Source organism: Olleya sp. 1-3, from assembly GCF_002836085.1.
Taxonomy (GTDB): Bacteria; Bacteroidota; Bacteroidia; order Flavobacteriales; family Flavobacteriaceae; genus Olleya; species Olleya namhaensis.
In genome coordinates, this window is record NZ_PJBW01000001.1 from 322390 (window position 1) to 346559 (window position 24170).

At 33.2% G+C, this 24170-nt stretch carries 24 protein-coding genes; 5 read left to right on the plus strand and 19 right to left on the minus strand.

All coding sequences use genetic code 11. The features are described 5' to 3' along the window. Positions 1 to 79: 79 nt before the first annotated feature. Positions 80 to 436: a hypothetical protein gene (locus CXF54_RS01405; RefSeq protein ID WP_101202145.1), complete on the minus strand. Its 357-nt coding sequence runs from the start codon at positions 434 to 436 to the stop codon at positions 80 to 82. Positions 437 to 487: 51 nt separating this feature from the next. Between CXF54_RS01405 and CXF54_RS01410 the strand changes: the two genes are divergently transcribed. Next, positions 488 to 1033 (plus strand): CvpA family protein, encoded by a 546-nt coding sequence (locus CXF54_RS01410; protein WP_101202146.1) that lies wholly within the window; start codon positions 488 to 490, stop codon positions 1031 to 1033. A 3-nt stretch (positions 1034 to 1036) separates the two neighbouring features. On the opposite strand, the gene CXF54_RS01415 is transcribed toward CXF54_RS01410, so the two are convergent. The 15 genes from CXF54_RS01415 to CXF54_RS01485 form a co-directional block, all read right to left on the minus strand. After that, a complete protein-coding gene (locus CXF54_RS01415; RefSeq protein WP_101202147.1) occupies positions 1037 to 1663 on the minus strand; it encodes a carbonic anhydrase in 627 nt (208 codons plus the stop codon). Between the two features lie 11 nt (positions 1664 to 1674). Next, positions 1675 to 3537: a SulP family inorganic anion transporter gene (locus CXF54_RS01420; protein ID WP_101202148.1), complete on the minus strand. Its 1863-nt coding sequence runs from the start codon at positions 3535 to 3537 to the stop codon at positions 1675 to 1677. A gap of 105 nt (positions 3538 to 3642) precedes the next feature. Beyond that, positions 3643 to 4326 carry a DUF2490 domain-containing protein gene (locus CXF54_RS01425; RefSeq protein WP_090836836.1) on the minus strand — a complete coding sequence of 228 codons (684 nt, stop codon included), beginning with the start codon at positions 4324 to 4326 and terminating at the stop codon, positions 3643 to 3645. A 15-nt stretch (positions 4327 to 4341) separates the two neighbouring features. After that, positions 4342 to 4968 (minus strand): carbonic anhydrase family protein, encoded by a 627-nt coding sequence (locus tag CXF54_RS01430; protein ID WP_101202149.1) that lies wholly within the window; start codon positions 4966 to 4968, stop codon positions 4342 to 4344. Between the two features lie 32 nt (positions 4969 to 5000). After that, positions 5001 to 5804 (minus strand): universal stress protein, encoded by an 804-nt coding sequence (locus CXF54_RS01435; RefSeq protein WP_101202150.1) that lies wholly within the window; start codon positions 5802 to 5804, stop codon positions 5001 to 5003. A 10-nt stretch (positions 5805 to 5814) separates the two neighbouring features. After that, positions 5815 to 7392, minus strand: coding sequence for a SulP family inorganic anion transporter (locus tag CXF54_RS01440; protein WP_101202151.1), 1578 nt, complete (start codon positions 7390 to 7392; stop codon positions 5815 to 5817). Positions 7393 to 7476: 84 nt separating this feature from the next. Beyond that, entirely contained in the window at positions 7477 to 7764 is a 288-nt protein-coding gene (locus CXF54_RS01445) for a hypothetical protein (protein ID WP_101202152.1), read from the minus strand. Between the two features lie 60 nt (positions 7765 to 7824). Then, entirely contained in the window at positions 7825 to 8580 is a 756-nt protein-coding gene (locus CXF54_RS01450; RefSeq protein WP_101202153.1) for a tetratricopeptide repeat protein, read from the minus strand. A 39-nt stretch (positions 8581 to 8619) separates the two neighbouring features. Then, positions 8620 to 10404: a BatD family protein gene (locus CXF54_RS01455; protein WP_101202154.1), complete on the minus strand. Its 1785-nt coding sequence runs from the start codon at positions 10402 to 10404 to the stop codon at positions 8620 to 8622. 25 nt (positions 10405 to 10429) lie between these two features. Next, entirely contained in the window at positions 10430 to 11275 is an 846-nt protein-coding gene (locus CXF54_RS01460; protein ID WP_101202155.1) for an aerotolerance regulator BatC, read from the minus strand. A gap of 57 nt (positions 11276 to 11332) precedes the next feature. Next, on the minus strand, positions 11333 to 12370 hold the full coding sequence (locus tag CXF54_RS01465; RefSeq protein WP_101202156.1) for a vWA domain-containing protein: 1038 nt from the start codon (positions 12368 to 12370) through the stop codon (positions 11333 to 11335). A gap of 95 nt (positions 12371 to 12465) precedes the next feature. Next, positions 12466 to 13470, minus strand: coding sequence for a vWA domain-containing protein (locus CXF54_RS01470; RefSeq protein ID WP_101202157.1), 1005 nt, complete (start codon positions 13468 to 13470; stop codon positions 12466 to 12468). Next, positions 13470 to 15143, minus strand: a complete 1674-nt coding sequence (locus tag CXF54_RS01475; RefSeq protein WP_232782554.1) for a hypothetical protein — start codon at positions 15141 to 15143, stop codon at positions 13470 to 13472. Before CXF54_RS01475 ends, CXF54_RS01470 begins: the two co-directional genes overlap by 1 nt. A 14-nt stretch (positions 15144 to 15157) precedes the next feature. Next, positions 15158 to 16024, minus strand: coding sequence for a DUF58 domain-containing protein (locus CXF54_RS01480; protein ID WP_090836856.1), 867 nt, complete (start codon positions 16022 to 16024; stop codon positions 15158 to 15160). Between the two features lie 99 nt (positions 16025 to 16123). Beyond that, positions 16124 to 17125 carry an AAA family ATPase gene (locus CXF54_RS01485; protein WP_101202158.1) on the minus strand — a complete coding sequence of 334 codons (1002 nt, stop codon included), beginning with the start codon at positions 17123 to 17125 and terminating at the stop codon, positions 16124 to 16126. Between the two features lie 159 nt (positions 17126 to 17284). On the opposite strand from CXF54_RS01485, the gene CXF54_RS01490 reads away from it, so the two are divergent. The 4 genes from CXF54_RS01490 to CXF54_RS01505 are packed head-to-tail and all read left to right on the plus strand — an operon-like array spanning position 17285 to position 20713. Further along, positions 17285 to 18160: an aldo/keto reductase family oxidoreductase gene (locus CXF54_RS01490; protein WP_101202159.1), complete on the plus strand. Its 876-nt coding sequence runs from the start codon at positions 17285 to 17287 to the stop codon at positions 18158 to 18160. A 13-nt stretch (positions 18161 to 18173) separates the two neighbouring features. Continuing rightward, positions 18174 to 18929, plus strand: coding sequence for an SDR family NAD(P)-dependent oxidoreductase (locus CXF54_RS01495; RefSeq protein ID WP_090836862.1), 756 nt, complete (start codon positions 18174 to 18176; stop codon positions 18927 to 18929). Positions 18930 to 18932: 3 nt separating this feature from the next. Continuing rightward, positions 18933 to 19559, plus strand: a complete 627-nt coding sequence (locus CXF54_RS01500; protein ID WP_232782557.1) for a hypothetical protein — start codon at positions 18933 to 18935, stop codon at positions 19557 to 19559. A gap of 23 nt (positions 19560 to 19582) precedes the next feature. Further along, positions 19583 to 20713: an ATP-binding protein gene (locus tag CXF54_RS01505; protein ID WP_090836864.1), complete on the plus strand. Its 1131-nt coding sequence runs from the start codon at positions 19583 to 19585 to the stop codon at positions 20711 to 20713. Positions 20714 to 20856: 143 nt separating this feature from the next. Here the strand turns inward: CXF54_RS01505 and CXF54_RS01510 are convergent, their stop codons facing one another. The 3 genes from CXF54_RS01510 to CXF54_RS01520 form a co-directional block, all read right to left on the minus strand. Then, positions 20857 to 22047: a DUF1501 domain-containing protein gene (locus CXF54_RS01510; RefSeq protein WP_101202160.1), complete on the minus strand. Its 1191-nt coding sequence runs from the start codon at positions 22045 to 22047 to the stop codon at positions 20857 to 20859. Between the two features lie 2 nt (positions 22048 to 22049). Next, positions 22050 to 23426 (minus strand): DUF1800 family protein, encoded by a 1377-nt coding sequence (locus CXF54_RS01515; RefSeq protein WP_101202161.1) that lies wholly within the window; start codon positions 23424 to 23426, stop codon positions 22050 to 22052. Positions 23427 to 23512: 86 nt separating this feature from the next. Continuing rightward, positions 23513 to 24157, minus strand: a complete 645-nt coding sequence (locus CXF54_RS01520; RefSeq protein ID WP_101202162.1) for a hypothetical protein — start codon at positions 24155 to 24157, stop codon at positions 23513 to 23515. Positions 24158 to 24170 lie beyond the last annotated feature (13 nt).

Genomic DNA, 24170 nt, shown 5'->3' on the forward strand with positions numbered 1-24170 from the left:
TGTTGAAGCTCTTTTATTTGCCAAAAAGCAAATTAAAAGCGACTGCCGATAGCGCGACCCTTGTGGTAACGCCCAAATATTACTTTATATATTCTGTTTCTAGAAAGTAGTTAACTATTGCTTCTTTCATTAAAACACTTTGTTCTCCTGCTTTTAGGTTTGGTAACTCGCCTATTGTTTTATAGTGTGGCCAACCGTCTTCATCCACAAACTCAAACTCATAATATCCGTAAGGCACCAACAATTTACAGATTGCAATGTGCATTAAATCTAGTTTGTGGTCTTTTTTAAACGTACGCTCTAACTGACCTAATTCTTGCACTCCTATTAAATAAATTATTGCATCTAAGTCTAGTGTGTCTCCGTCTGCAAATTGGTTGGATAGTTTAGTCACTATCTCCTGCCATCTCTCTTTTAACTGTTCGTCTCTTGCCATAATAATTTTAAAGTCGCAAAGTTAATTTATATTTGCCTAAAATCTAACTTTATGGCTGTTATTGATATTGTTTTAGGTGCTTTGCTATTATTTGGTTTGGTGCGCGGATTGTTTAAGGGACTTTTTGTAGAGCTTGCCTCTATAGTTGCCTTAATTGCTGGTGTGTATGGCGCCATCCATTTTAGCTATTTTGTTGCTGAGTTTTTGACGGATAAAACCTCTTGGAACGAGAAAACAATTAACACCGTTGCGTTTGCTATTACTTTTGTAATTATAATTTTAGTAATTAGCTTAGCCGGTAAAGCCTTAACAAAGTTAGCGGATTTTGCCTCTTTAGGAATTTTAAATAAGCTTTTAGGTGCCGCTTTTGGAGCACTAAAAATTGGGCTTATCTTAAGTGTTTTATTAATTGTTTTTGATAAAATGAATAATGCTATCCCGTTTGTACAGGATGAGGATATTGAAGATTCTATATTTTATGCGCCAATTAAGTCTTTAGCGCCTATGGTTTTTCCTAGCATTATTAAATCTGATGCTGATGAGGAAGACAACCAAATTATTGATCCTGCAGAGCCTACAGATGAGTCTGAAGCTTAGGAATTAATCTAGGTGGTAGATTTCCATAATGTCTTCTAAATAGTGCTCAAAATCTATTTTTAAGTCTATTAACTTACCGGTGTGCACATCAAATACCCAACCGTGTACTTTTAGGCCTCTATCTCTGTATGCTTTTTGTACTGCTGCTGTTTTTAGCAAGTTTACACATTGCTCCTTGACGTTAAGCTCTACCAAACGATCGTACTTTTTCTCTTCGTCTGTAATTGCATTTAATTCGTCTTTATGTATACGATACACATCACGAATATTACGTAACCATGAGTTTAAGATACCTAAATCTGCAGATTGCATAGCTGCTTTTACACCACCACAGGCGTAATGCCCGCAAACTACAACATGGTTAACTTTAAGATGCACTACTGCATACTCTACAACAGACATGGCGCTTAAGTCATTACCTGACACCATGTTTGCAATGTTACGATGTACAAAGACTTCTCCTGGGCCTAAACCCATTAAATCTTCGGCTGTTACACGACTATCACTACACCCTATATAAAGTAATTCTGGGCTTTGTCCTTTTCCTAAATTTTCAAAATAGTCTTTGTCTATGGATAGTTTTGCTTTTACAAATCTTTGGTTATTTTCAAACACTTTTTTTATATCCATAAGATCGCTTTTTAGAATTGGTCTTTTACATTAGTTTTAACCCATTGTAGACATGAATTAAAGTCTTTAAAAATATGTTCCTTTTCTACTAAATCTGGAATAATACCGATACGTTCCATCATATATCTTGGCTGCTTTAACAGATTTACAAATAACACGTCTATGTTTTGTTTTCTTAAATCCACTAATACATCTTCCATTGCATAAAGCCCAGACTGATCCATATACTGCATACGTCCTAACCTAATTACAACTGTTTTAGCAGTACTTGGTATTTGCTTTGCCAATTGCTGAAACTCTGACGTTGATCCGAAAAACAAAGGTCCTTTAATATGCTTGATAAATACTTCTTCTGCTAAGTTTGAAGGAAAACCAATCTCATCCGACCAAGCTTCTTCCTTTAATGGCTTAACGTCTGAACGTTGTGCTGTTAAATCTCCGATTTTTTTCATGAATAATAACGATGCGATAACCAACCCAATACCAACTGCATAAATTAAATCCCACATACTAGATAACACTAATACAACCAACATGATTAATACTTCAGAGCTAACTTTTACGGGTCCAATCTTCATGTCTTTTGGTAATGCTGGAATAGCTTTTAAGCCTTTGTAATCCATTACTCCAATACCTACCGTAAGTAAAATACCTGCTAACACTGCTGCCGGAATTTTTGATGCTACAGGTCCAAGTGCTAACAAAATAAATAATAACATAACCCCAGCAATCATACCTGATAACTTTGTACGCCCTCCTGCATTAATGTTTACTACGGTTCTAATTGTTGCTCCTGCTCCTGGAATACCTCCAAAAATAGAGGCGATACTGTTACCAATACCTTGCCCTATTAATTCTTTATTTGGGTTGTGCTTTGTTTTAGTCATATTATCCGCAACCACACTTGTTAATAACGAATCTATTGCTCCTAAAAGCGCTAAAGTAATGGCTGTAAATATATAGGGTGTAATGCTTTTTAAGCTAAATCCTGTAATAATTTCAAAATTGGGCATTGGCAGTCCTGAAGGGATTTCCTCTATTGGACGATAGCCTAAATTAAAACCATATGCCACACCAGAAACCACAACCAAGGCTACTAATGCACTTGGTATTTTTGTTGTTATACGTTTAAAACCATACACTATAAAAATGGTTGCTAATGCTAATGCTAGCTCTAACCAATTAATATTCTGAATGGCTCTTGGTAATATTTTTAGTGTCCCTAAAACCCCTGAAGCTTCTGTTTTTGCTAATGTTTTAGATTCTTTTGCAATATCTTCTGGTTTAAGTTCTCCTGCTCGTTTAATGGTTTCTTTAAAATCTTCTAAAACCAAAATCCCTTCGCCTGCTTCTTCTTTAAGTATGTTTTGTAAAATCAACTCTTCCGCTTGCGGCTTAAATTGACTAACATACTCTGTATCTTCTTTTGGATAATATCCAATAGATGGTAATATTTGCGTGACTAAAATTATAACACCTATAGCAGTCATAAAACCAGAGACCACAGGATAAGGTATGTATTTAATATACTTTCCAAAACCTAACACGCCTAATCCAACTTGGACTAATCCTGCCAATAAAAAGACGGTTAAAATGTATGGTAAGGCTTTAGCTACATCGCCATCGTGTGTTGCAATAATACTTGCAATAACAACCATACTTACGGCTGTCATTGGTGCAGTAGGCCCCGAAATTTGTGTTGGTGTTCCTCCAAAAAAGGCTGCGAAAAAACTGATAAAAATAGCACCATATAAACCTGCGCTTGGTCCTAAACCAGACGACACACCAAATGCTAATGCTAGTGGCAAGGCAACAATACCTGCTGTTATCCCTCCAAAAGCATCTCCCTTTAAATTTGCGAAAAATTTCTTCATAGCGTAATAGTTGGTTTTATACTAAATTAACATTTTTTCTTTACAAAAAAAGCGCAGTACTTTGTAACAGTACTAATTAACAGTAAATTATGATTTTAACGGTCTCTAAAAATTAACGAATGCAATAACGTTTATTTGATCTCTGCTTGAGGTTTCAAAAAACTGATTCATATACCCGATTTCTAACCTTAATTGCTTTGAAAATTGATATCCTAATCCACCATACAATCTGTTTCTGTCAAAGATTGCACTTTTAGTGTTTAGAAAAATCTCATTATAAGCGGAAAGGTACAATGGATTATTACCATCTTCGTTGTTTTGCAACGAAACTTTTAAGCCTAGAAAATACCTGAATCGCATTTTAAAGTCAGACTCTACAAAACGTTGTTCAAATCTATAACGGTGACTTAAACTAAGTATCCCTACCTTCTGTTTTGTTGTAAACTGCTGAAAGATTCTATGTTCGTTTACAGCTACTTTTTGATCCGTGTCTCCAACATAGTTTTCAGACAAAATATAGCCATAACCTAGTAATAGATTATTATTGTTTTCGGTTAAATTATAACCTAACCCTGTTCTTAATAGCAATTGCTCTAAATCTCCAATTGCATCGTAATTACGGTATTGGACTTCGTTATGAATATTCCAACCGTTTTTAAGTTCTTTACTTCCAATATAGATCAACCAGTTTCCTAGATTACTGTCTTGGCTTAGCCCATAAAAAGGCAACACCAGCGATAGAGCTAGTGTTGCGATTATATTTTTCTTCTTCAATTTACTTATTCTCATCAAATAGGTTTGTTATTAGTAAAACGCTACAGCACCTGTATTAATATCATACATAGCACCAACAATTTTAATTTCACCGTTTTTCTCCATCTCTGTTAAGATTGGACTTTCCGCGTGAATACGATCCATTGTTAACTCAACATTTTTCTTTGATACCTCATCTACAAACGCTAAGTTTTTAGACGTACGTAAGCTTTCATCTTTAGGCGCAGTCACTGCGTTTACTGCTGGTGTGATTTTTTGGATTAACTTGGTAAGGTTACCCATTTCAGCATGATCACAAGCACCTTTTACAGCACCACAACTTGTATGGCCTAATACCACGATAACTTTTGTACCTGCTAATTTACAAGCAAATTCCATACTCCCTAAAATGTCTTCGTTTACAAAGTTACCTGCAATACGCACACTAAATACGTCTCCAAGACCTTGATCAAAAACTAACTCTGCAGAAACACGAGAGTCAATACAACTTAAGATTGTAGCAAAAGGGAATTGCCCTTCACTTGTATCATTTACTTGTTCTAAAAGGTTACGATTTGCTTTTAAGTTATTTTGAAACCTTTCATTTCCTTCTACTAAAAACTGTATTGCCTTGTCAGGTGTTAATGTTGCCTGCGTTTCTTTTGTATGTGCTTTCATATGTTTTTAATTTTTTATTAGTTAATTAAATACTACCTGTGTAGCATCGTTGTGTTTTTTCCTGTTAGTAATAACGAAACATCAAGTTTGTTAATTACATTTTTTATACTTGTATTAGATTTATCATGATTTGAATTATCAAAACACATTAAATTAATATTGCTTTTTGAAGCGTACTTAGAAACATTATCTACTGCCGAATCGCCTTTTTCAAAAACAAATTCTACTGTCTTATTAGCCTCTGCATTTTCTAATCCAGACAACTGAGATACTATTTTAAATGATTTTATAGGTTGACTGGTTTTAGTAATCAATCCTGCTATAAAATTAGCATCCAAAGGGTGATCGTTGGTGTTTAAAACACCTAAAGTTGCTTCTTGGTTAGGTTGTAACGCCTTATTTTGATTTGCAATCATAATAGACCCTTTATGCGTTTTTAAGACATAATCTGTAATATTATCTCCCATAAAGTTAAGAGTTTTAGATTTTCTTTTCCCTAAAACAATAATATCAGGTTGATAAGCATTGATATATGTTTCTATTTCATGCTTTACATTACCAATAGCCACATTATAACCAATATTTAATTTAAAGTCCTGACTAATAGGATTAATTAAATTTTCAATAGCTTTATTAGTTACAATATGCTCTTCGTTAATAGATCGCATGGCAGATAGCTGACTTTCTCTCTCTACAATGTCTGTTGGTTTTTTAACATGAAACAATGTAATGTCCCCATCAATCATTTTTGCTAAACTTACCGCACTTTTTAATTCTGAAGTTGCAGACTTATTTAAATCCGAAAGCAACAATATTTTGTATTTATTGTTTTTCATGATTTTAAGTTTAAGCTGATTTTGGTCTCAGTTTAAAAAACTCGATAAAACTATCTGGATTTTCAACAACACCGCGTTCAGAAGTTAATTGAATATCGATATTACGTTCTTTCGCTTTAAAAGCGAAATCATCCAAAATTTCGATAATATCATTATCTAAATAACGTGTTTTTCTAACATCTAATTCTAAGTAAGTATCTCTTGGTAAACTATCTAATTCTTTTAAAATAGCACCTTTGTTAAAGAAAGTAACCTCTTCTGCAAAAGTCATTTTTATTTTATGCTTTCCATTACTCTTATCTTCAATATGTAAAAAGTGAGAATTCTGGTAACTCTTAATTAATATTACAACAATACCAACTAACAATCCTAAACCAATTCCCCATAATAAATCAATAAAAACAATACCTAAAACAGTAACCACAAATGGCACAAACTGCTTCCATCCCATGTCGTACATTTTTTTGAATAATCCTGGTTTTGCTAATTTATATCCTACAATTAAAAGTATAGCTGCTAACACCGATAAAGGAATCATGTTTAACAACTTAGGAATTAATACTACTGAGATTAATAGTAAAAACCCGTGAATAATAGCAGACATTTTACTACGCCCACCTGACTGGATATTTGCAGAACTACGTACAATTACCTGTGTAATTGGTAAACCTCCAATTAAACCAGAAATAATGTTTCCAGTACCTTGCGCTAATAGCTCTCTATTTGTTGGTGTAACATTTTTATCTGGGTCTATCTTATCTGTTGCTTCAACACATAATAACGTTTCTAAACTTGCTACTAATGCAATTGTAAATGCTACAATCCAAACCTCTGGGTTTGTGATGGCACCAAAATTAGGAAAACTAAATTGACCTAAAAAAGAATCTAAACTATCAGGAATTGGCACACTTACTAAATGTGATTGATTAATACCTAAGCTAGTCCCTTGTGTTACTGCAAAATAAACAATACCCAATACTACTGCTACTAAAGGACCTTGTACAATTTGGAAGATCTTACCTTTTTTAGATAATACCTTATCCCATAATAATAAAATGGCTAATCCAATTAAACCTATAACCATAGATCCCATAGTTATATTATCTGTAATATTTAAAATTGCAGAGAATGTGTTTTCTCCAGACATTTCTACAAAACTATCTGCACCTTCTGGCTCTGAATCGTAACCAAAAAAGTGAGGGATTTGTTTTAAAATAATAATAATTCCAATACCGGTTAACATCCCTTTAATTACAGATGACGGGAAATAATACCCAATAACTCCGGCTTTTAAAATTCCAAATACTATTTGAATAACTCCACCTAATACTACTGCTACTAAAAAATTTTCATACCCTCCTAAAGATCCAATTGCAGTTAATACAATAGCTGCTAATCCTGCTGCAGGACCACTTACTCCAATTTTAGAACCACTTAAAGCTCCAACAACAACTCCACCAATAATTCCGGCAATAACTCCTGAAAAAAGTGGTGCACCACTAGCTAAAGCAATACCTAAACATAAAGGTAATGCTACAAAAAATACAACGATACTTGCTGGCAAGTCGTTTTTTAACGTTTTAAACATATATAAATTCATTTTGACCATTGAGCGTTCTCAATGGTTATATTTTAATAATTTTTGAATGGACTAAGTCGTCCGCCTAATAAATTACAAAATGAATTCGGGAGGTGGGGAAATTAAATTAAGATGTGGTTTAGGATACGTTTTGAAGTGGTACCTTAAATAATCAGTAGTTTTTAAGGTCTCAAAAAAGGCATCTTCTAAGTTTTCTATAACAAAAGTTAACTTTAGATTTTTGTTTTCTTCCTCTTCTTCTGACAAGCTGTAAAACACAGAAACATCCACAGAATCATCTATAGTAACAATTATTGATGGAGCCGTAATAAGCGCCAAAAACAATACTGTAAAGAAGATGGAAACTAACTTTCTGTGCATATATTTACTTTGAAAAAAGCAAATATATAACTTAAGACATATAAAAGTGTTAAGGAATAACTAAAAATTATTCAACAACTTTATATCTTTTGCCGAGATCCAACCGGTTTTACCATCTGCTAATTTGATTTTTTTCCAATTATTAATGGTGTCTAGAACTAATACTTTAGTTCCTTCATGTAGTGTAAAAGCTTCGTTACCGCTCAAATTCGGTTCGGTTTTAACTTCACTTTTTTGCGCAAATACAATTGCTGGATTATCTCTATTATTTAGTGCTTGTTTCTGAAAAGCTAATCCTACACTAGATAAACTTAAAAACAAAAACACAAATCCTAAGATAAAAGAAACACGCTTACTTTGCGTACTATAGGTAAAGTAATAAACTAGTAATAGCACCACAAAAATAACCATCAGTGCAATTGCTAATTTTGCCCAATCATCAAAAGAAAAAAGGTTAGTTACTTTATTGAAAAATCTAGAAAACCCCAATTCAGGAACTTCCTGAACAGCATCTACCGTCATCTGTTTAGCATACTCCATATTATTTAAAATATCAGCATCCTCTGGTTTAAGCTGTAACGCTTTTTCGTAATAATAAATACTTGGTCCTACATTATTAAGCTTGTAATGCGCGTTTGCTAGATTAAAATAGACTTCTGCCGAGTGTTGATTACCGTCAACAATAGACTGGTACTTATCAATAGCGTCCTGAAATTTTCCGTCATTATACAATGCATTAGCTTGATCAAAAACAGATTGGTCTTGAGCTGTAATGCTTCCGCAGAAAAATAAAAATATGTAAAGTATGTATTTCATTTATACTAATTTCCGCTTTAGCGAAACTAAAAATAAGCGTTATTTAATTTGTTTATCTATCTGATTAATAGTCGTTGCTGCCTTGTCGTAATCTTGTTGCATTGTTACGTCTGTAATTGGCGTGTAACGGGCTAAATCACAATTTTCAAGTATAGCCTCAAAGTCTAACACAACAGCTGTATCTACACCTCTTTGCGTTAATAAGCCTGTTATCTTGTCTTTACTTAAATCTGACGTTGTGATACTTAAACGCCCTTTTAAGTAATTATGCAATGCTTTTTCTAAAGCGATATAAAAAGATTCTTTTTGTCCAAGTGCCTTTTTAGCTTCTGACAAATACTTTTTAGCTAATCGGTCTGCTTTACGTTTTCTATTACCAGAAACATCGGCTTGCCTTTCGTCACGTTTTCTTCTATAAAATAATGCTAAAGGAATTGCTAATAATGGTCCTAATAGGCTTGTCCAAAATATAGGAGAATTTAAAAATGTTTCGTTTTCCTTAGACACAAAACTAGTTTGCGTTTTGATAGAAGCAAAATGCTTTTGGTTTAAAACATTAGAATCTTTACCATTAGTTGCTAGTGGCAAATTGTTATCTGCTTCTGCATAAATTGGCCCTTCTAATACATTAACAACAATGTCTTGAGACGTTACTTCTACATATTTTTGGGTTTTTAAATCAAAATAAGAAAAGCTTATTGGCGGAATAGGAAACTTACCTTTATACTGCGGAATTATAGTATAACTATCAGAAATCTGACCTTGCATACCCGCTAAATTAGTACGTACATTTTCCGCATGTTCTGGATCGTAAACCTCTAATGTGCTTGGTGTTGTTAATTTTGGTAATTGAAACAATTTCAAGTTTCCTTTTCCTGAAACTTCAATTTTTGCTTGTAACGACTCCGTGGCATTTAGACTGCTTTTTGATGTTGTTACATTAAACTTAAAATCTCCAACAGCTCCAGTAAAATTAGCTGGTTTACCCTCTTCTGGAAGTGCTTTTACAGTGACACTTCTTGTACTTGCAGTAATGGTTCTATGTGCTTGATTTTTGATTTGCCTACCGTAAATATCACGTCTATTAGTTGGCACTTCTAGTGTAATATCTAAACTTAAAGGCTCAATAATTAGCTCACCCGTTTTTTGCGGATACAAGACTGCCTTTCTTAACGTCACATAACGATATTCTTCACCTTTATATGTTCCGTTTTGTATTTTAAGACCTCTGTCTTCTATGTTTTGACTCCAAAACCCATTAAACTTAGGGCTTTCAATCTCTCTGTAGTTACTAATACCAGCCTTAGGCGCCACGTATAATTTATAAACAACGGTAATGGGCTCGTTTAAATAAGGATTAGTCTTAGAGACCTCAGTAACTAAATGGATGTTTTCCTGTACAATATAATCCGGATCGTTTGGATCGTCTGGTTTTTCTTGTGCTTTGGTAACCTTAACCGTTATTGGATTGGTCTTAAAAACAACACCATCAATCTCAATTGTTGCTTCGGCAATGGTAAACACACCCATTTTTTTAGGTGCTAAAAAGTAGCTATAAATTTTAGTAAAGCGACGTTGTTTTCCATCCCAAGAGTTACTAACCGATTGATTAGGCCCTCCAACAACCACAAAATCCGAAAAGCTTGGCGTTACAAAGTTATCGCCATCCTTATTCATTTGAAAGTCGACACGTAACCGCTCATTCAATGCTAGTTTTTTCTTACTAACTTTAGCTTGAAACGATACTGCGTCTGTACCTTGCGCCATTACTAAAGTAGTAGAACAGGTTATAAAAATTAGGAGTATGTATTTTAGTAATTTCATTTAATTTTCAAATATAAAGATTTAACTACCAATCTTTATCTGTCTGTTGTTTTGCTCCTTTAACTTTTTGGGCATTTATTTTTTCCTGAACCTTTTGTTCTTGATTATTCATGGCCTCTAGTAAGTTTTTAATTTGCTGAGGCGACATTTGACCTGGTTGTGGTTGATTTTGCTGATTCTCTTTATCACCTTCCTTTGGATCACTTTCTTTATCGTCCTTAGGCGCTCCTTCTTCATCCTTATCTTGATCACCGTCCTTTTTATCTTTATCGCCTTGATCTTCTTTATCCTGTTGGTCCTTGTCTTTATTATCCTCTTGTTCTTTGTCCTTATCTTTATCCTTACTATCGTCCTTATCTTTATTATTCTCTCCGTCCTTATCGTCATCCTGAGGGTTATCATCTTCTTGCTGTTTTGCACACGCCTTAGCTAGCGCAAAATTATATCTAGTCTCATCATCAGACGGGTCACTTCTAAGCGCGCTTTTGTAAGCCTCTACAGCTTCTTTACACTTTTTTTCTTCCATTAAAATATTACCCATATTATGGAAGGCATTATGTTTTTCTTCTTTTGTAGTCGCATTTTTTGCAGCTTGTTGGTTGCGATATAGTGCTTCTTCAAAATTACCTTTTTTAATGTACTGGTGTCCTAAATTATACGCGCCAGCCACTTGCGTTGGCTTTATGGATAACGCTTTACGGTATTCCATTTCTGCCTCCACAAAAGCATCATTAGCAGCCAAATCATTAGCCTCTGCTACAAAACTTTGTGCCTTTAGCTTTTGTTTTAATGCTGCCTTCTCCTCTGTTTTGTCTTGTGCAACAACAGTTACGGATAGTAATAGTAATATGTAAGTTAAGACGTTTTTCATTTAATTATTGTGACTTGTAAATATACTAAAGACCTAGAATTGTTGATGTTAAGGGATTTATAAATTCTCGTTAAATAAGTTTAACTTTTTAAGCCAAGCTGTTTTTCGTTCTAAAAAGAAAATATCGCTAAATAATAACAAGATTGCTAAGCCTAAAAACCATTGGAATCTGCTTTCAAAATTAGCAACCTGCTTCGCTTCAAATTCTTTCTTATCCATTTTATTTAAAAGATCCTTAACCTGACTAACAACCTTATCTGTACTAGCGCCATTAATGTAAACACCGCCCGCTTGATTAGCAATCCCTTTTAAGGTCTCTTCATTTAATTTTGTAACTACAGTTTCTCCTTGTTTATCTTTTTTATAACCTAGCAAAGTCCCATTTCTTTTTAATGGTATTGGACCTCCTGTTAACTCTCCAACACCAATGGTAAAGATTTTTATACCTTCTTCGTTAGCTTCCTCTGCAACTCTTAATGCACCTTCACCATGATCTTCTCCATCAGATATTATTACTAAAACGCGGTTGGTTTGCTCATCATCGTCGTAATAGGTTTTAGCTAAAATAATCGCTTCGTTTATAGCTGTACCTTGAGAGGATAACATGTCTGTATTAAGATTTTGCAAAAACATTTTTGCTGCCGAATAATCCGTAGTAATTGGCAACTGCGGAAACGCTTTTCCTGCGTAAGCAATAATACCTACACGGTCACTTCCAAGGTTATCAATAACTTTAGACACCAATTGCTGTGCTTTTTCTAATCTGCTTGGTTTAATATCTTCTGCAAGCATACTTTTAGAAACATCCACTGCAAATACAATATCAACACCTTCGCGTTTAACAGTTTCTAAACTTGTCCCTACTTTAGGATTTACCAATGCTAAAGACAAACTTGCAAAAGCCAAACACAATACTATTAATTTTAAAACCGATTTAAATACGGACTGATTAGGACTTAAACGTTTTAACAACGCCTTATTAGCAAACTTTTTTTGTGTGCGTTTTTTCCAAAACTGAAGCAACAAAAAGAAGACTACCAATACCGGAATAACCAGCAGCGTCCAAAACCATATTTTTTCTTCTATTTGAAACATTATCTATACTATTCTATTATTAACCCTTGCCAATTATTTTTGCTTGGATGTTTTAATTAATCTTTTTTATTTCGCTTTCGCGGAATATTTGCCTGTTATACAAAACTCTTAAACAGCGTAATCCTTCCTATAAACTCTAACAATAACAACGCAGCTGCGACCCAAACAAACGGTCTAAAATGCTCGTCATAAGTTGTATATTTTATTTCGTCAATTTCTGTTTTTTCTAGCTTATTAATTTCAGCATAAATCTGTTCTAACTTTTGATTGTTAGTCGCTCTAAAATATTTTCCACCAGTCACCTTTGCAATATCTTTTAAAAGATCCTCATCAATTTCTACCTGAACTCTGTCATACTGAAACCTACCATTTGGCAAAATTTGAATTGGAGACAGGGCCATACCATTTGTACCAATACCAATAGTGTATACTTTTATACCAAACTCTACTGCCAATTCACTAGCAATTTTTGGATTTAATACACCAGAATTATTAACACCATCGGTTAATAAAATAATGACTTTACTTTTAGCTTTACTATCCTTTAATCTATTAACAGAAGTTGCTAACCCACTACCAATAGCAGTCCCTCCTTCTATAATTGTATTATACTTAATGTCCTCTAGAGAGTTTAATACAATAGATTTATCACTTGTTATTGGTGTTTTTGTATAGCTTTCTCCAGCATATTCCACCAATCCAATTCTGTCATTTGGACGCCCTATAATAAACTTGGCAGCCACTTTTTTTAAAGCTTCAAGACGGTTTGGACTTAAATCCTTTGCCAACATACTTGCAGAGACATCAATAGCCATTACAATGTCTATACCTCGTGTTGTTTTGGTTTTTGTATTAGTTTCTGATGTGCGTGGTCTAGCTAAAGCAACAATTAATATTCCTAATGCTAAAAGACGCAATGCAAACAACACGTGTTTTAGTTTAGGTAATAGAGAATTAGTAATCTGAAACCCTTTAAGACTAGATATTTTTAACTCGGCAGTCTGCTTATTGTTTTTAAAAACATACCAAGCAATAGCCAATGGTAATGCTAAAAGCAACCAAAAGAATTCTTTATTCAAAAATGTAATTCCGTCTAACATTAGTTTTCTTTTTGATTAAGTTCTACAGATGCCAAAATACGCTCCACCACTTGATCCAAGTAAATGTCATCTTTTAAATAGGTTATCAAAATTTGCTGCATGACCTGTTTGTTAGCAAAACTTAATATTACAAACTGACCGTTTACATAATCCGATTTAGCATCGTCAACAGGAAAATCTAAAGTTCCAGAAGTCTTAACACCTTCTGCACCATTTGGTGTTTTAAACTTATCTTTATTAGATATTATGTTTCGACCACCTTCAGCTTCAATAGCTTTTAAATTACCTTCAATAGCCTGTAACAGATTATCCTCTGCAGATGGTCCTTTTTCGCCTGTAGGCGAATCCATAAAGGTTGTTGTTACCGTTGCAATTGTAACTTTACCTTCTAACTCATAACCAAAAGCAGACACTTTAATTTTATCTTTTAACTCTTCCGGAATTGGTGTGTTTTGTCTTTTTAAAACTTCTGGAGTAGAAATTGTTATCGGAGGAAAACCATAATCGCTATCTACCCAACCACCTTCTAACAACTGCTTTGTTTCTTTTTGAAATACCGTGTCTACCACATAATCAAAACCATATCTATAGCTAAACGCTGCAAACGTCAATCCTAGCATAAATACTAGTGCAGCAATAGTGACCCATATTTTTTGAAGATAATCTTTACGCTCTTGTTGCTTTTTGTATTCTAAATCTAAAAGTTTCTCTTCTTCAGTTGGTTCTGGCAAGGCTTCTTTTACATGATCAATCTCTTGATCAATAACTGTTCTGTCAATTTTTGCCAACTCTACGTCTGGAGCAGATTTTGCAAATTTTACTAAATCGGCACGTTTTAAAACGGTTTCTAGTTTTTTAATATCCGCTTTAGACAGCTCTATTTGACTACCATCACTTAACACTTCTAATCTTGTAATTAACTCATCTGTTGTGCTTTCTAAAGCCCTATCATAAACCTTCTCGTCTAAATATGTACGGATAGCTAATGTTAACTCTGAGTAGTACTCTTTATAGTTGTCCTGTGATAAGTAATTGCTTTCGTCTAATTTCTGTAATGCTAATTTTGCTCTATCATATGGCGGTAATAGTGCAATTTGCTCTTCTTCTGTTAATGGTTTTTTTCGCCAAACAAACCAATAAATAACAAACCCTAATAGTGCTAAAATAGCTAAAATAAGTAGTACATATTTCCACCAATCACTAGCTGGTTTTTCAACTTCAAGCATTGGTTTTATATCAAACAATTTTTGTTTTGTAGTATCTACAACTATATTGTTAACCTCAACCAATAAACTGTCTGACACGTATTGCTTTCCTGCAATAATTACTTTTTGCTGCGGAATAACGTAACGTCCAGAATCGAACTGTGTTAAACCGTATTTTTTAATTAGTTTATACTTAGCGTCTAATTTAGTTGTGTCCGTTTTATAAGACTCAATCATTTCTAGAGGTAAAAACGTTTGCCCAACCGGAAAAACAACCGAGTTTAAGGTATCCGTCTCTACTTCAATTTTGTAAGTGATTTGCGCTCCAATTTTGATGGAAGTAGAATCTATTGTTGTTTTTACTTGACCAAAAGACGTTGTAGGTAAAAGCAGCAAGGCAATCGCCACAAGACAAAAACCTATAGCTTTGATTGTATTTACTGTATTAAAATGTATTATTTTTTTCACTTTTAACTAATTAATTATCCTCTTGTTTTAAAGTAACCTAATAACTTTCTTACATAACTTTCATCTGTTCTACAAGCTATACTACCTGCTCCAGACTTTGCAAAACTATCTTTAAAATAGGCTACCTTTTCGTTGTAAAACTTAGCGTAATTTTTTCTTACAGATTTAGAACTGGTATTAACTAACATTAACGCTCCTGTTTCTCCATCTTGCATTTGTACCATTCCTAAATTAGGGATGTTTTCTTCGTGTCTATCAAAAACTCTAATACCAGTAATATCATGTTTTCCAGCTGCTATTTTAAGTGTTTGTTGATAATCATCAGCAATAAAATCACTCATTACAAATACAATAGCTTTCTTTTTCATGACACTGCGTAAAAACTTTAAAGCTTCGACAATATTGGTCTCTTTACTTTTAGGTGTAAACTCAATTAATTCTCTGATTATTCTTAAGACGTGAGAACGTCCTTTTTTAGGCGGAATAAATAATTCGACTTGATCGGAAAATAAAATTAATCCAATCTTATCGTTATTCTGAGTGGCAGAAAATGCTAATGTTGCAGCTATTTCTGTTACAATTTCGTTTTTAAACTGATTTTCAGTACCAAAAAACTCTGATCCTGAAACGTCCACCATAAGCATCATGGTCAGTTCACGTTCTTCTTCAAAAACTTTAATGTGTGGCTGACTGGTACGTGCGGTAACATTCCAATCTATATTTCTAACATCGTCTCCAAATTGGTATTGCCTTACTTCAGAAAAAGTCATACCACGACCTTTGAAGGTAGAATGGTATTCTCCTCCAAAAATATGATCAGACAAACGACGTGTCTTAATCTCAATTTTACGTACTTTTTTTAGTAGCTCTTTAGTATCCATTTTTTTTAGTATGCTATGTGCAGTCTTCAGTAAGCAGTCAAAATATAATCAGTATTAATTTAGCTCAAAGCCTATAAATACTAATTACTGCCAACGCATCTATGGTACTTCAATTTCGTTTACAATCTTGTTTATAATATCTTCAGAAGTTACGTTTTCTGCTTCTGCTTCATACGTAATTCCAATTCTGTGACGTAATACATCGTGTACTACAGCACGTACATCTTCAGGTATTACATAACCACGACGCTTAATAAACGCATAACATTTAGCAGCTGTTGCTAGGTTAATACTACCACGCGGAGAGGCTCCAAAAGATATTAATGGTTTTAAATCTGCTAACTTGTATTGCTCTGGATAACGTGTAGCAAAAATAATATCTAAGATATATTTTTCGATCTTCTCATCCATGTATACTTCTCTAACAGCGTCTTGTGCTTTTAAAATTTGCGCAACGGTTACAACAGGATTAACCTTCTCCCAGTTTCCTTTTAAGTTAGCACGCATAATCAACTGCTCTTCTGCTTGCTTAGGATAATCGATAACGGTTTTAAGCATAAATCTATCAACTTGTGCTTCCGGCAACGTATAAGTCCCTTCTTGTTCTACTGGGTTTTGAGTTGCCATTACTAAAAATGGCTTATCTAATTTAAACGTTTCGTCTCCAATAGTCACTTGCTTTTCTTGCATCGCTTCTAATAACGCAGATTGCACTTTTGCAGGTGCTCTGTTAATCTCATCTGCTAAAACAAAATTGGCAAATATTGGTCCTTTTTTAATAGAGAAGTCATTTTCTTTCATATTAAAAATCAACGTTCCAACAACATCAGATGGTAATAAATCCGGTGTAAATTGGATACGACTAAAACTAGCATCAATTGCTTGAGACAACGTATTAATAGCTAAAGTTTTTGCTAATCCAGGTACACCTTCTAATAAAATGTGACCTTGACCTAAAAGACCAATTAATAATCGCTCAACCATATGTTTTTGGCCAACAATCACTTTATTCATCTCAAGCATAAGTAAATCTACAAATGCGCTTTCTTTCTCAATTTTCTCGTTAATTGACTTGATATCAATTGTACTTGTTTGTTCCATTATATGTTGTTTTTTAAGAAAATGAACCGTTATTTAAATTCAAGTGGTGCAAATTGTTAAATTTTTCGCTGTAATCGTGTTAATAATTGGTTAAAAATAGGGTGTTTATTGCACTTTTAAGAGTAATTTATGTTTTACTTTTAATGCTCAATTAACACTATGACAAAAAATAAGTATTCAAAAGTTATTGCAGGAACAATGACTTGGGGACAATGGGGCAAGCAGTTAGACAAAAAAGCCTTTATACAACTAATGCATCATTGTATTGAAAATCAAATAACTACATTTGATCACGCCGATATTTATGGTGACTACACAACGGAAGCCCAATTTGGTAACGCTTTCGCGGAATCTAATATAAACCGTGACAATATTCAGTTAATTTCTAAGTGCGGTATTCAATATATTGGACAAACACGCCCAGAAAACCAGGTCAAGCATTATAATTATAGTAAAGATTATATTATTTGGTCAACCGAGCAATCACTTAAAAACTTAAAAACAGACTACCTAGACCTACTGTTATTGCACAGACCTAGCCCATTACTAAACCCAGAAGAAGTTGCAGAAGCCATTACTATTTTAAAACAACAAGGAAAAATTAAAGACTTTGGTGTTTCTAATTTTACAGCATCACAAACAGATTTATTATCCAAACATACCGCTGTTTCTGTAAATCAAATAGAATTTTCGTTAACACAACATACCGCTATGCATGACGGTATTTTAGACCATATGCAATTAAACAATACACAACCTATGTGTTGGTCTCCTTTAGGTAGCGTATTTAGAGAAGATACAGAGCAAACTAGACGCATCCACAAACAATTAGGCCTTTTATTGCAAAAATACAATGCAACAGAAGATCAATTATTATTAGCATGGATTTTAAAACATCCTGCTAACATAAAGCCCGTTGTGGGCACCACAAATACCAAAAGATTAACAGATGCTATAGCGGCAACACATATTACATTAGAATTAGAAGATTGGTTTTCAATATTAGTTGCTAGCCAAGGACATAAAGTACCATAAAAAAAATACAACAATGAGTAATACAAAAACTGCATTAATTACTGGTGCAACTAGCGGAATAGGTCGCGCAACAGCACATGAGTTTGCTAAACATGGCATTAACCTTATCCTTTGTGGTCGTCGCCAAGAACGTTTAGACACCATACAAAAAGCACTATCAAAACAAACCAATGTACATACTTTAAATTTTGATGTTCGCGATAAAAAAGCAGTCTTTGCTGCTATTGAATCGCTTCCTGAAAATTTTAAACAGATAGATATTTTAATAAACAACGCTGGTAATGCACATGGTTTAGACCCAATTCAAGATGGTAATTTAGACGATTGGGATGCCATGTTAGACATAAACGTAAAAGGTTTATTATATGTCAGCAAAGCCATTATACCTCAAATGACTGCGCGTCAATCGGGACATATCATCAATATTGGATCTTCTGCCGGAAAAGAAGTGTATCCAAAAGGTAATGTGTATTGCGCAAGTAAACACGCAGTTGTTGCAGTAACTGAAGGTATGCGCATTGACCTTAATCCATTTGGAATTAAAGTAACTGCCATAAATCCTGGATTAGTGGAGACTGAATTCTCTCAAGTTCGTTTTAAAGGAGATGCCAAAGCAGACACTGTTTACAAAGGTTACAAAGCATTACAACCTGAAGATTTAGCAGACGTTATTTACTTTGCAGTATCACGTCCAGCACATGTTAACATTGCAGATGTACTTATGTTTTGTACCGCTCAAGCTAGCTCTACAATTGTAAAAAAGGAGTAAGAAATGATTAATTGGCTTAAATCCGAATGGCATTTATTAACTAAAAACTATTGCAATAGTACTTTAGCAGAATCGCTTTGGGCAGAAATTGAGTCTCAATACATTATAAAAAACAGGCATTACCATAATCTTTCTCATATTTTTAATATGTTGAAACAACTTGATGAGACCAAAACAGAAATCAAAGATTTAGATTCTTTAAAGTTCGCCATTTGGTATCACGACATTATTTACAAGTCAACAAATAAAGATAATGAGGAGAAAAGTGCTCTTTTTGCTTTAAATGGACTCAAAAAGATTGATTTTAATCTAAAAAGAACACAAAACGTTCAAGAATTAATACTATCTACTAAAAAGCACACTATATTTAAAACACAGAATAATGATAACGCTGTCCTTTTGGACTTAGATTTATCTATTCTAGGAACCGATTGGAATACATATAAAAAATACATTTCAAACATTAGAAAAGAGTATAAAATATATCCTAATTTTATGTACAATCCTGGTCGTAAAAAAGTGCTAAATCACTTTTTAGAAAGAGAAACATTATATTTTACAGAGCACTACAAAAAACAATACGAAGCACAGGCAAGAGACAATCTAAACCGTGAGATAAAATTACTTTAAAATATTAACCCTGAAAATAAGTCATGATTAATAAACGCTTACTTATCAAAAACTTACTCGCACATAACGACGAGAATAGTTTTTACGATAAAAAGCGAAAAATTGACATTGGCCAAAAAGAAGGTAAAGCTAAGTTTTTAAAACACGTTTGTGCACTATCAAACTCTAACCCTAAAAACAATTCGTTTATAGTAATTGGCGTAGAAGATGAAGACAACCAAATTATAGGTGTTGACTTTTTTGACGATTCTAAAATTCAAAACCTAATCAATGCCTATTTTAATAATCCTCCTATAGTACAATACGAGAATATTCCGTTCCCACATTTACCCGACCACAAAGTTGTTGGACTAGTCACTATAAGGCCAAAAGAAGGGCTAACTTCTCTTAAAAAAAACATCTGGAAGTATTATGGCGGCTCTGTATTTTTTAGAGATGGCAGCATTAGTATGCCCAAGGTTTTTAAAAGTGAAATTACAGACGTAAATTCTAAAATTGTCGAAGCTATAGAAAGTCACGCGCAAAACAATATTGAATACACATTAGATGGTGTTTTTGATTTTATGAAAAAGCGCCAAGACTACAACCCTAAATACATTGTTTTCAAGGAGTACTTTGTTTTATGTTGGTCAGGCGAAAAAAAACAGGTTAAAAACGAAACCTTTTACTCTAGAGTAGATATCGAGTTAATAAATGAACAAGTCCGATTGTTTTTTTCTACTTTAGACGAAGTTTCTATTAGTTACACAGAACATTCTTTTACCATAATAGAATATTTACAACTCGGACTTCAAGACGCTTATAAATACTATCCATTAGAAAAAACAACCATAAGTTTTTCTGACAATGCTAGCTACAATATAGATTCCACCTTGCTTTTTAATGCGCCTCAATTTGATAAAAAAATTCTACATCACATATATAATAACAATAATGCGATTTTAGAAAAGTTAAAAAAAGGACAAATTTTAAATAATAACGAAACAAAAGATCTAAACAACCTACCTGATACGTATCTTATATGTTATCTAAATTTATTTCACGAAGCATTAGATAAATTAAATGAGGCTAAACCCTTTCTAAAAGCGCTTCCTGAAATTTATAGAAAATACAAAGACGTCTTACGTATTTTACGAAAAGTAAAATACAACTAAGACTAAAATGGTTAGCAATAGTATACATAGCGCACCATTACAAAGAGTTAATTAAGAACACATTTACAATGAAAGACTAAATTAATTAACTTTAAAAACCTTGATTCTCCCGACAAAGCTCGGCATTGAATCAAGGTTTCTTTTTAAATAAAATCTAACTTACTAAAGGATTTATTTAGCACCTTTTTATCGCTTACATTTAGCCATTTATCAAGTATTGTTGCATAAATAGTCCTAAAATCAATTTCATATTTAATGTCTCCGTTGTCATCTAAATTTTGCAACGTATCTAAATCATTGTATAAGCCAGGTTTTTTTAATTGATCACCAATTACATACAAGTTATTTGCAGCACCATGATCTGTACCGTTACTGTAATTTTGATCTACACGTCTACCAAATTCTGAAAAAGTTAAAATCAAAGTATCCTTAAACGTATTATTCTTTTTTAAATCCTGAACAAACACCTCCATACTATCTGCATAATTAGCCAATAAACGTTCTTGTCTAGCAACTTGATTAGAATGTGTATCAAACCCAATTACCGATGTATAAAACACTTTTGTAGCTACTCTGGAATTAATAAACTGAGCCACTGTACGCAACTGGTTTCCTAATGAGCTTTTAGGGTAATTTGTTGCTAAAGCTGTATTACTTGTTTTTTCGTAAAGATACTTAGCGGATGATTTTACATCAATCATTGTCCTGTAGAGATAACCTAAATTATGCTCATTTAGATGTTTTTGAGAGTTTTGATACGCCAAAATAGTATTAAAATCGGACTCTTGTAACGATCGATATAACTCCATAGCACTCTTAGTAGCAATACCATTTTTATATTGTCCTTTAAAGGCTAGGGTTAAGTTTTTATTTATATCTATTGCCTCATGGGCATTAGTACCATAATGGTCTAAATAACGACCAATCCAACCTACTTGTTGATATTTATCTCTACTTGCTGTATGCCAAATATCCGAAGATCTAAAGTGTGACCTAATTGGATTTGGATAACCTACATTATTAATAATACACAATTCTCCTTTATCATATAACCTCTTTAAAGGTTTTAAGCTTTTATGAAAACCTAAATCATCATTTAGCTTTATGGTTTGATTTTTTGGTATGGCAATTTTTGGTCTTGACTTGTAATAAATATCATTTCTAACAGGGACTATTGTATTTAAACCATCATTCCCTCCAGTTAACTGAACAATAACTAGTCTTTTATAACCTATACTTTCGACATCTATAGTTTCAAACGCCTTAAGGAAGCTTGGCATAAAAGTTAATCCACTCGCTAAAACAGAATTTTTTATAAATTTTCTTCTATCCATAATTAACACATTTGATATTCTGGTAATGACATAATCTTAACTAAATTTTTCTTTTTTGGTTTTCGTCCAAAAGTTGAAATATATCTTGCGGTACCTGGATTTATATCACATAAAATCAAGGTATCAACCAGCGTAGATAAAGGTAGCTGCTTAACTCTTTTTTTATAGGTTTTCCAATCGACATAAACATCTAATTTATCTTGGTATTTATTTTTAACACTAACAATTCTTAAATTTCTACTATTAATATTACCCTTTGTTTTAAATGTATACGATTCCTTTTCAAAAATCATGGATGGCATTTTTATTCTCAACACCAAACTACTAGTAGTAATCCAGCTTTTACCCCCTTCCCAACCTGCTACATTTGGCGGGTATAATAATACTTGATCTAAAAGTGTTTGTAATCGGTATAACTCCTGTTCTTTCCTAAATTTAATAGGTACAATTTTATGCATACCCACCAAATAGTCAATTGGAGATTTTATTTTATTTCCTACATTATTTTTATCATAAAACCAATCAGATAAAAACACATATCTCATTAATTCTTCAATATTATAATTTTTAAAAAAAACAGTTGTCATTTCTTCTATGCGCCTTTTGTTTGGCACATCATTTACAAAATGAAGATAGATTTTTTCACAGATGTATCGTGCACATTGTTTTTTAGAAAGAATAAGATCTAAAACATCATCACCATCAAAATTACCTTTTTTACCAAAAACTGTCTTATCTCCGGTGTCATGTTTCCCTTTTGACAAATTAAAATCTCCTTCAAAATTAAAAGAGTAACCTGTAAACGCTCTAGCACATTCTTTAATATCCTTTTCTGTATAATTACCTTCTCCTAAAGTAAAAAGCTCAAGTAGTTCTCTTGCAAAATTTTCGTTAGGATTTTTCTTATTATTCTGATTAAGATTTAGATACTTAATCATTGAAGCTTCTTTAGACATTGCTTTCACAAAAACTCTAAAATCTCCTAAAGCATTTATACGTAACATATTGTTATAGCTATAAATATACCTGGTATTAACATCTTTACAAACAAAATGATTTGCCCAAAACAGAACCATCTTCTCCCTTAACACGGTCTTTGATGATGCAATATTCTCTATCCATTTTACATTAAAATGTTTTGTTTGCTTACCATTTAACTGGGACAATTTTTTTCTTCTTTCTTTATTTTTATAGACATACTTTTGAGTAAACAGATTAAATACTGAAAGATTTAAAGAAATTTGGTTTATTGGTTTAGAAGCCTCAAATATTTCTTCGACAATTTGAGCTTTACTTTTAGATTCCTTTTTTAAAATTTGTTTCGGAGTCAAACCAAAACCTGCTCTCCAATATAAATGTTGAATGTCTCTAGTGGTCATAAAAAAATTTAATTTAATGTAATCAAAAACCCTTCCATAAAAGTAAAAAAAACCGTTTTTAATAAAACGGTTTCTTTTTTTAATTATTACTTACCTCCATCCAATTGGTCCTGCCAATCATTTAATTCTTTCCATAAGCCTTTAGCTGCTAAATCCGCCTGTCTTGGCCAAGTCCCTGGTTTGTGCATTTCAAAACGCTTACCACCACTTTTTAAAACCTCTTGACATTTTTCTACACTACAACTTGCTAATGCTGCCCAAGTAGTTACCTCGTGATTATGAAACAACTCTTTTATTTTTGGCCCAATACCTTCTACAACAGTTAAATCGTCTTCCTTTATCTTTTTACCAAAAACTGCTTTTGCTGCTACTGCATCAAAAGTGCTTTTTGGAGGAACAACCTCAACAGGTTTACTTTGCTTTACAGGTGCTGCACTAGCTGCAACCTCTGTTTTAACCGCAGCGCTTGTTGCTGCTCCTGCTGCAAAAGAAGACACCGTATTGCCCGCTCCAGAAGATCGTGACACAGATGCTTTACTTGACTGGCAAGCAGCCAAATCTGTTTCTAGTTTACTAATTCTATTTTTATAAACATCTAAGTCAACAGTATTAGTATTACCGCTACCCGATAGTTTTCCTAAAAGATAACCTAAAATAGCACATATTGCACCCACTAATAAAGGGATTAACCAGCAAGGAATGCTACTAAATATATTTAATGATAAATTCATGATTTTAATTTTT

Coding starts and splice junctions, on each gene's coding strand:
- CXF54_RS01405 (WP_101202145.1), bottom strand. CDS start 436: ATGGCAAGAGACGAACAGTTAAAAGAGAGATGGCAGGAGATAGTGACT.
- CXF54_RS01410 (WP_101202146.1), top strand. CDS start 488: ATGGCTGTTATTGATATTGTTTTAGGTGCTTTGCTATTATTTGGTTTG.
- CXF54_RS01415 (WP_101202147.1), bottom strand. CDS start 1,663: ATGGATATAAAAAAAGTGTTTGAAAATAACCAAAGATTTGTAAAAGCA.
- CXF54_RS01420 (WP_101202148.1), bottom strand. CDS start 3,537: ATGAAGAAATTTTTCGCAAATTTAAAGGGAGATGCTTTTGGAGGGATA.
- CXF54_RS01425 (WP_090836836.1), bottom strand. CDS start 4,326: ATGAGAATAAGTAAATTGAAGAAGAAAAATATAATCGCAACACTAGCT.
- CXF54_RS01430 (WP_101202149.1), bottom strand. CDS start 4,968: ATGAAAGCACATACAAAAGAAACGCAGGCAACATTAACACCTGACAAG.
- CXF54_RS01435 (WP_101202150.1), bottom strand. CDS start 5,804: ATGAAAAACAATAAATACAAAATATTGTTGCTTTCGGATTTAAATAAG.
- CXF54_RS01440 (WP_101202151.1), bottom strand. CDS start 7,392: ATGTTTAAAACGTTAAAAAACGACTTGCCAGCAAGTATCGTTGTATTT.
- CXF54_RS01445 (WP_101202152.1), bottom strand. CDS start 7,764: ATGCACAGAAAGTTAGTTTCCATCTTCTTTACAGTATTGTTTTTGGCG.
- CXF54_RS01450 (WP_101202153.1), bottom strand. CDS start 8,580: ATGAAATACATACTTTACATATTTTTATTTTTCTGCGGAAGCATTACA.
- CXF54_RS01455 (WP_101202154.1), bottom strand. CDS start 10,404: ATGAAATTACTAAAATACATACTCCTAATTTTTATAACCTGTTCTACT.
- CXF54_RS01460 (WP_101202155.1), bottom strand. CDS start 11,275: ATGAAAAACGTCTTAACTTACATATTACTATTACTATCCGTAACTGTT.
- CXF54_RS01465 (WP_101202156.1), bottom strand. CDS start 12,370: ATGTTTCAAATAGAAGAAAAAATATGGTTTTGGACGCTGCTGGTTATT.
- CXF54_RS01470 (WP_101202157.1), bottom strand. CDS start 13,470: ATGTTAGACGGAATTACATTTTTGAATAAAGAATTCTTTTGGTTGCTT.
- CXF54_RS01480 (WP_090836856.1), bottom strand. CDS start 16,024: ATGGATACTAAAGAGCTACTAAAAAAAGTACGTAAAATTGAGATTAAG.
- CXF54_RS01485 (WP_101202158.1), bottom strand. CDS start 17,125: ATGGAACAAACAAGTACAATTGATATCAAGTCAATTAACGAGAAAATT.
- CXF54_RS01490 (WP_101202159.1), top strand. CDS start 17,285: ATGACAAAAAATAAGTATTCAAAAGTTATTGCAGGAACAATGACTTGG.
- CXF54_RS01495 (WP_090836862.1), top strand. CDS start 18,174: ATGAGTAATACAAAAACTGCATTAATTACTGGTGCAACTAGCGGAATA.
- CXF54_RS01500 (WP_232782557.1), top strand. CDS start 18,933: ATGATTAATTGGCTTAAATCCGAATGGCATTTATTAACTAAAAACTAT.
- CXF54_RS01505 (WP_090836864.1), top strand. CDS start 19,583: ATGATTAATAAACGCTTACTTATCAAAAACTTACTCGCACATAACGAC.
- CXF54_RS01510 (WP_101202160.1), bottom strand. CDS start 22,047: ATGGATAGAAGAAAATTTATAAAAAATTCTGTTTTAGCGAGTGGATTA.
- CXF54_RS01515 (WP_101202161.1), bottom strand. CDS start 23,426: ATGACCACTAGAGACATTCAACATTTATATTGGAGAGCAGGTTTTGGT.
- CXF54_RS01520 (WP_101202162.1), bottom strand. CDS start 24,157: ATGAATTTATCATTAAATATATTTAGTAGCATTCCTTGCTGGTTAATC.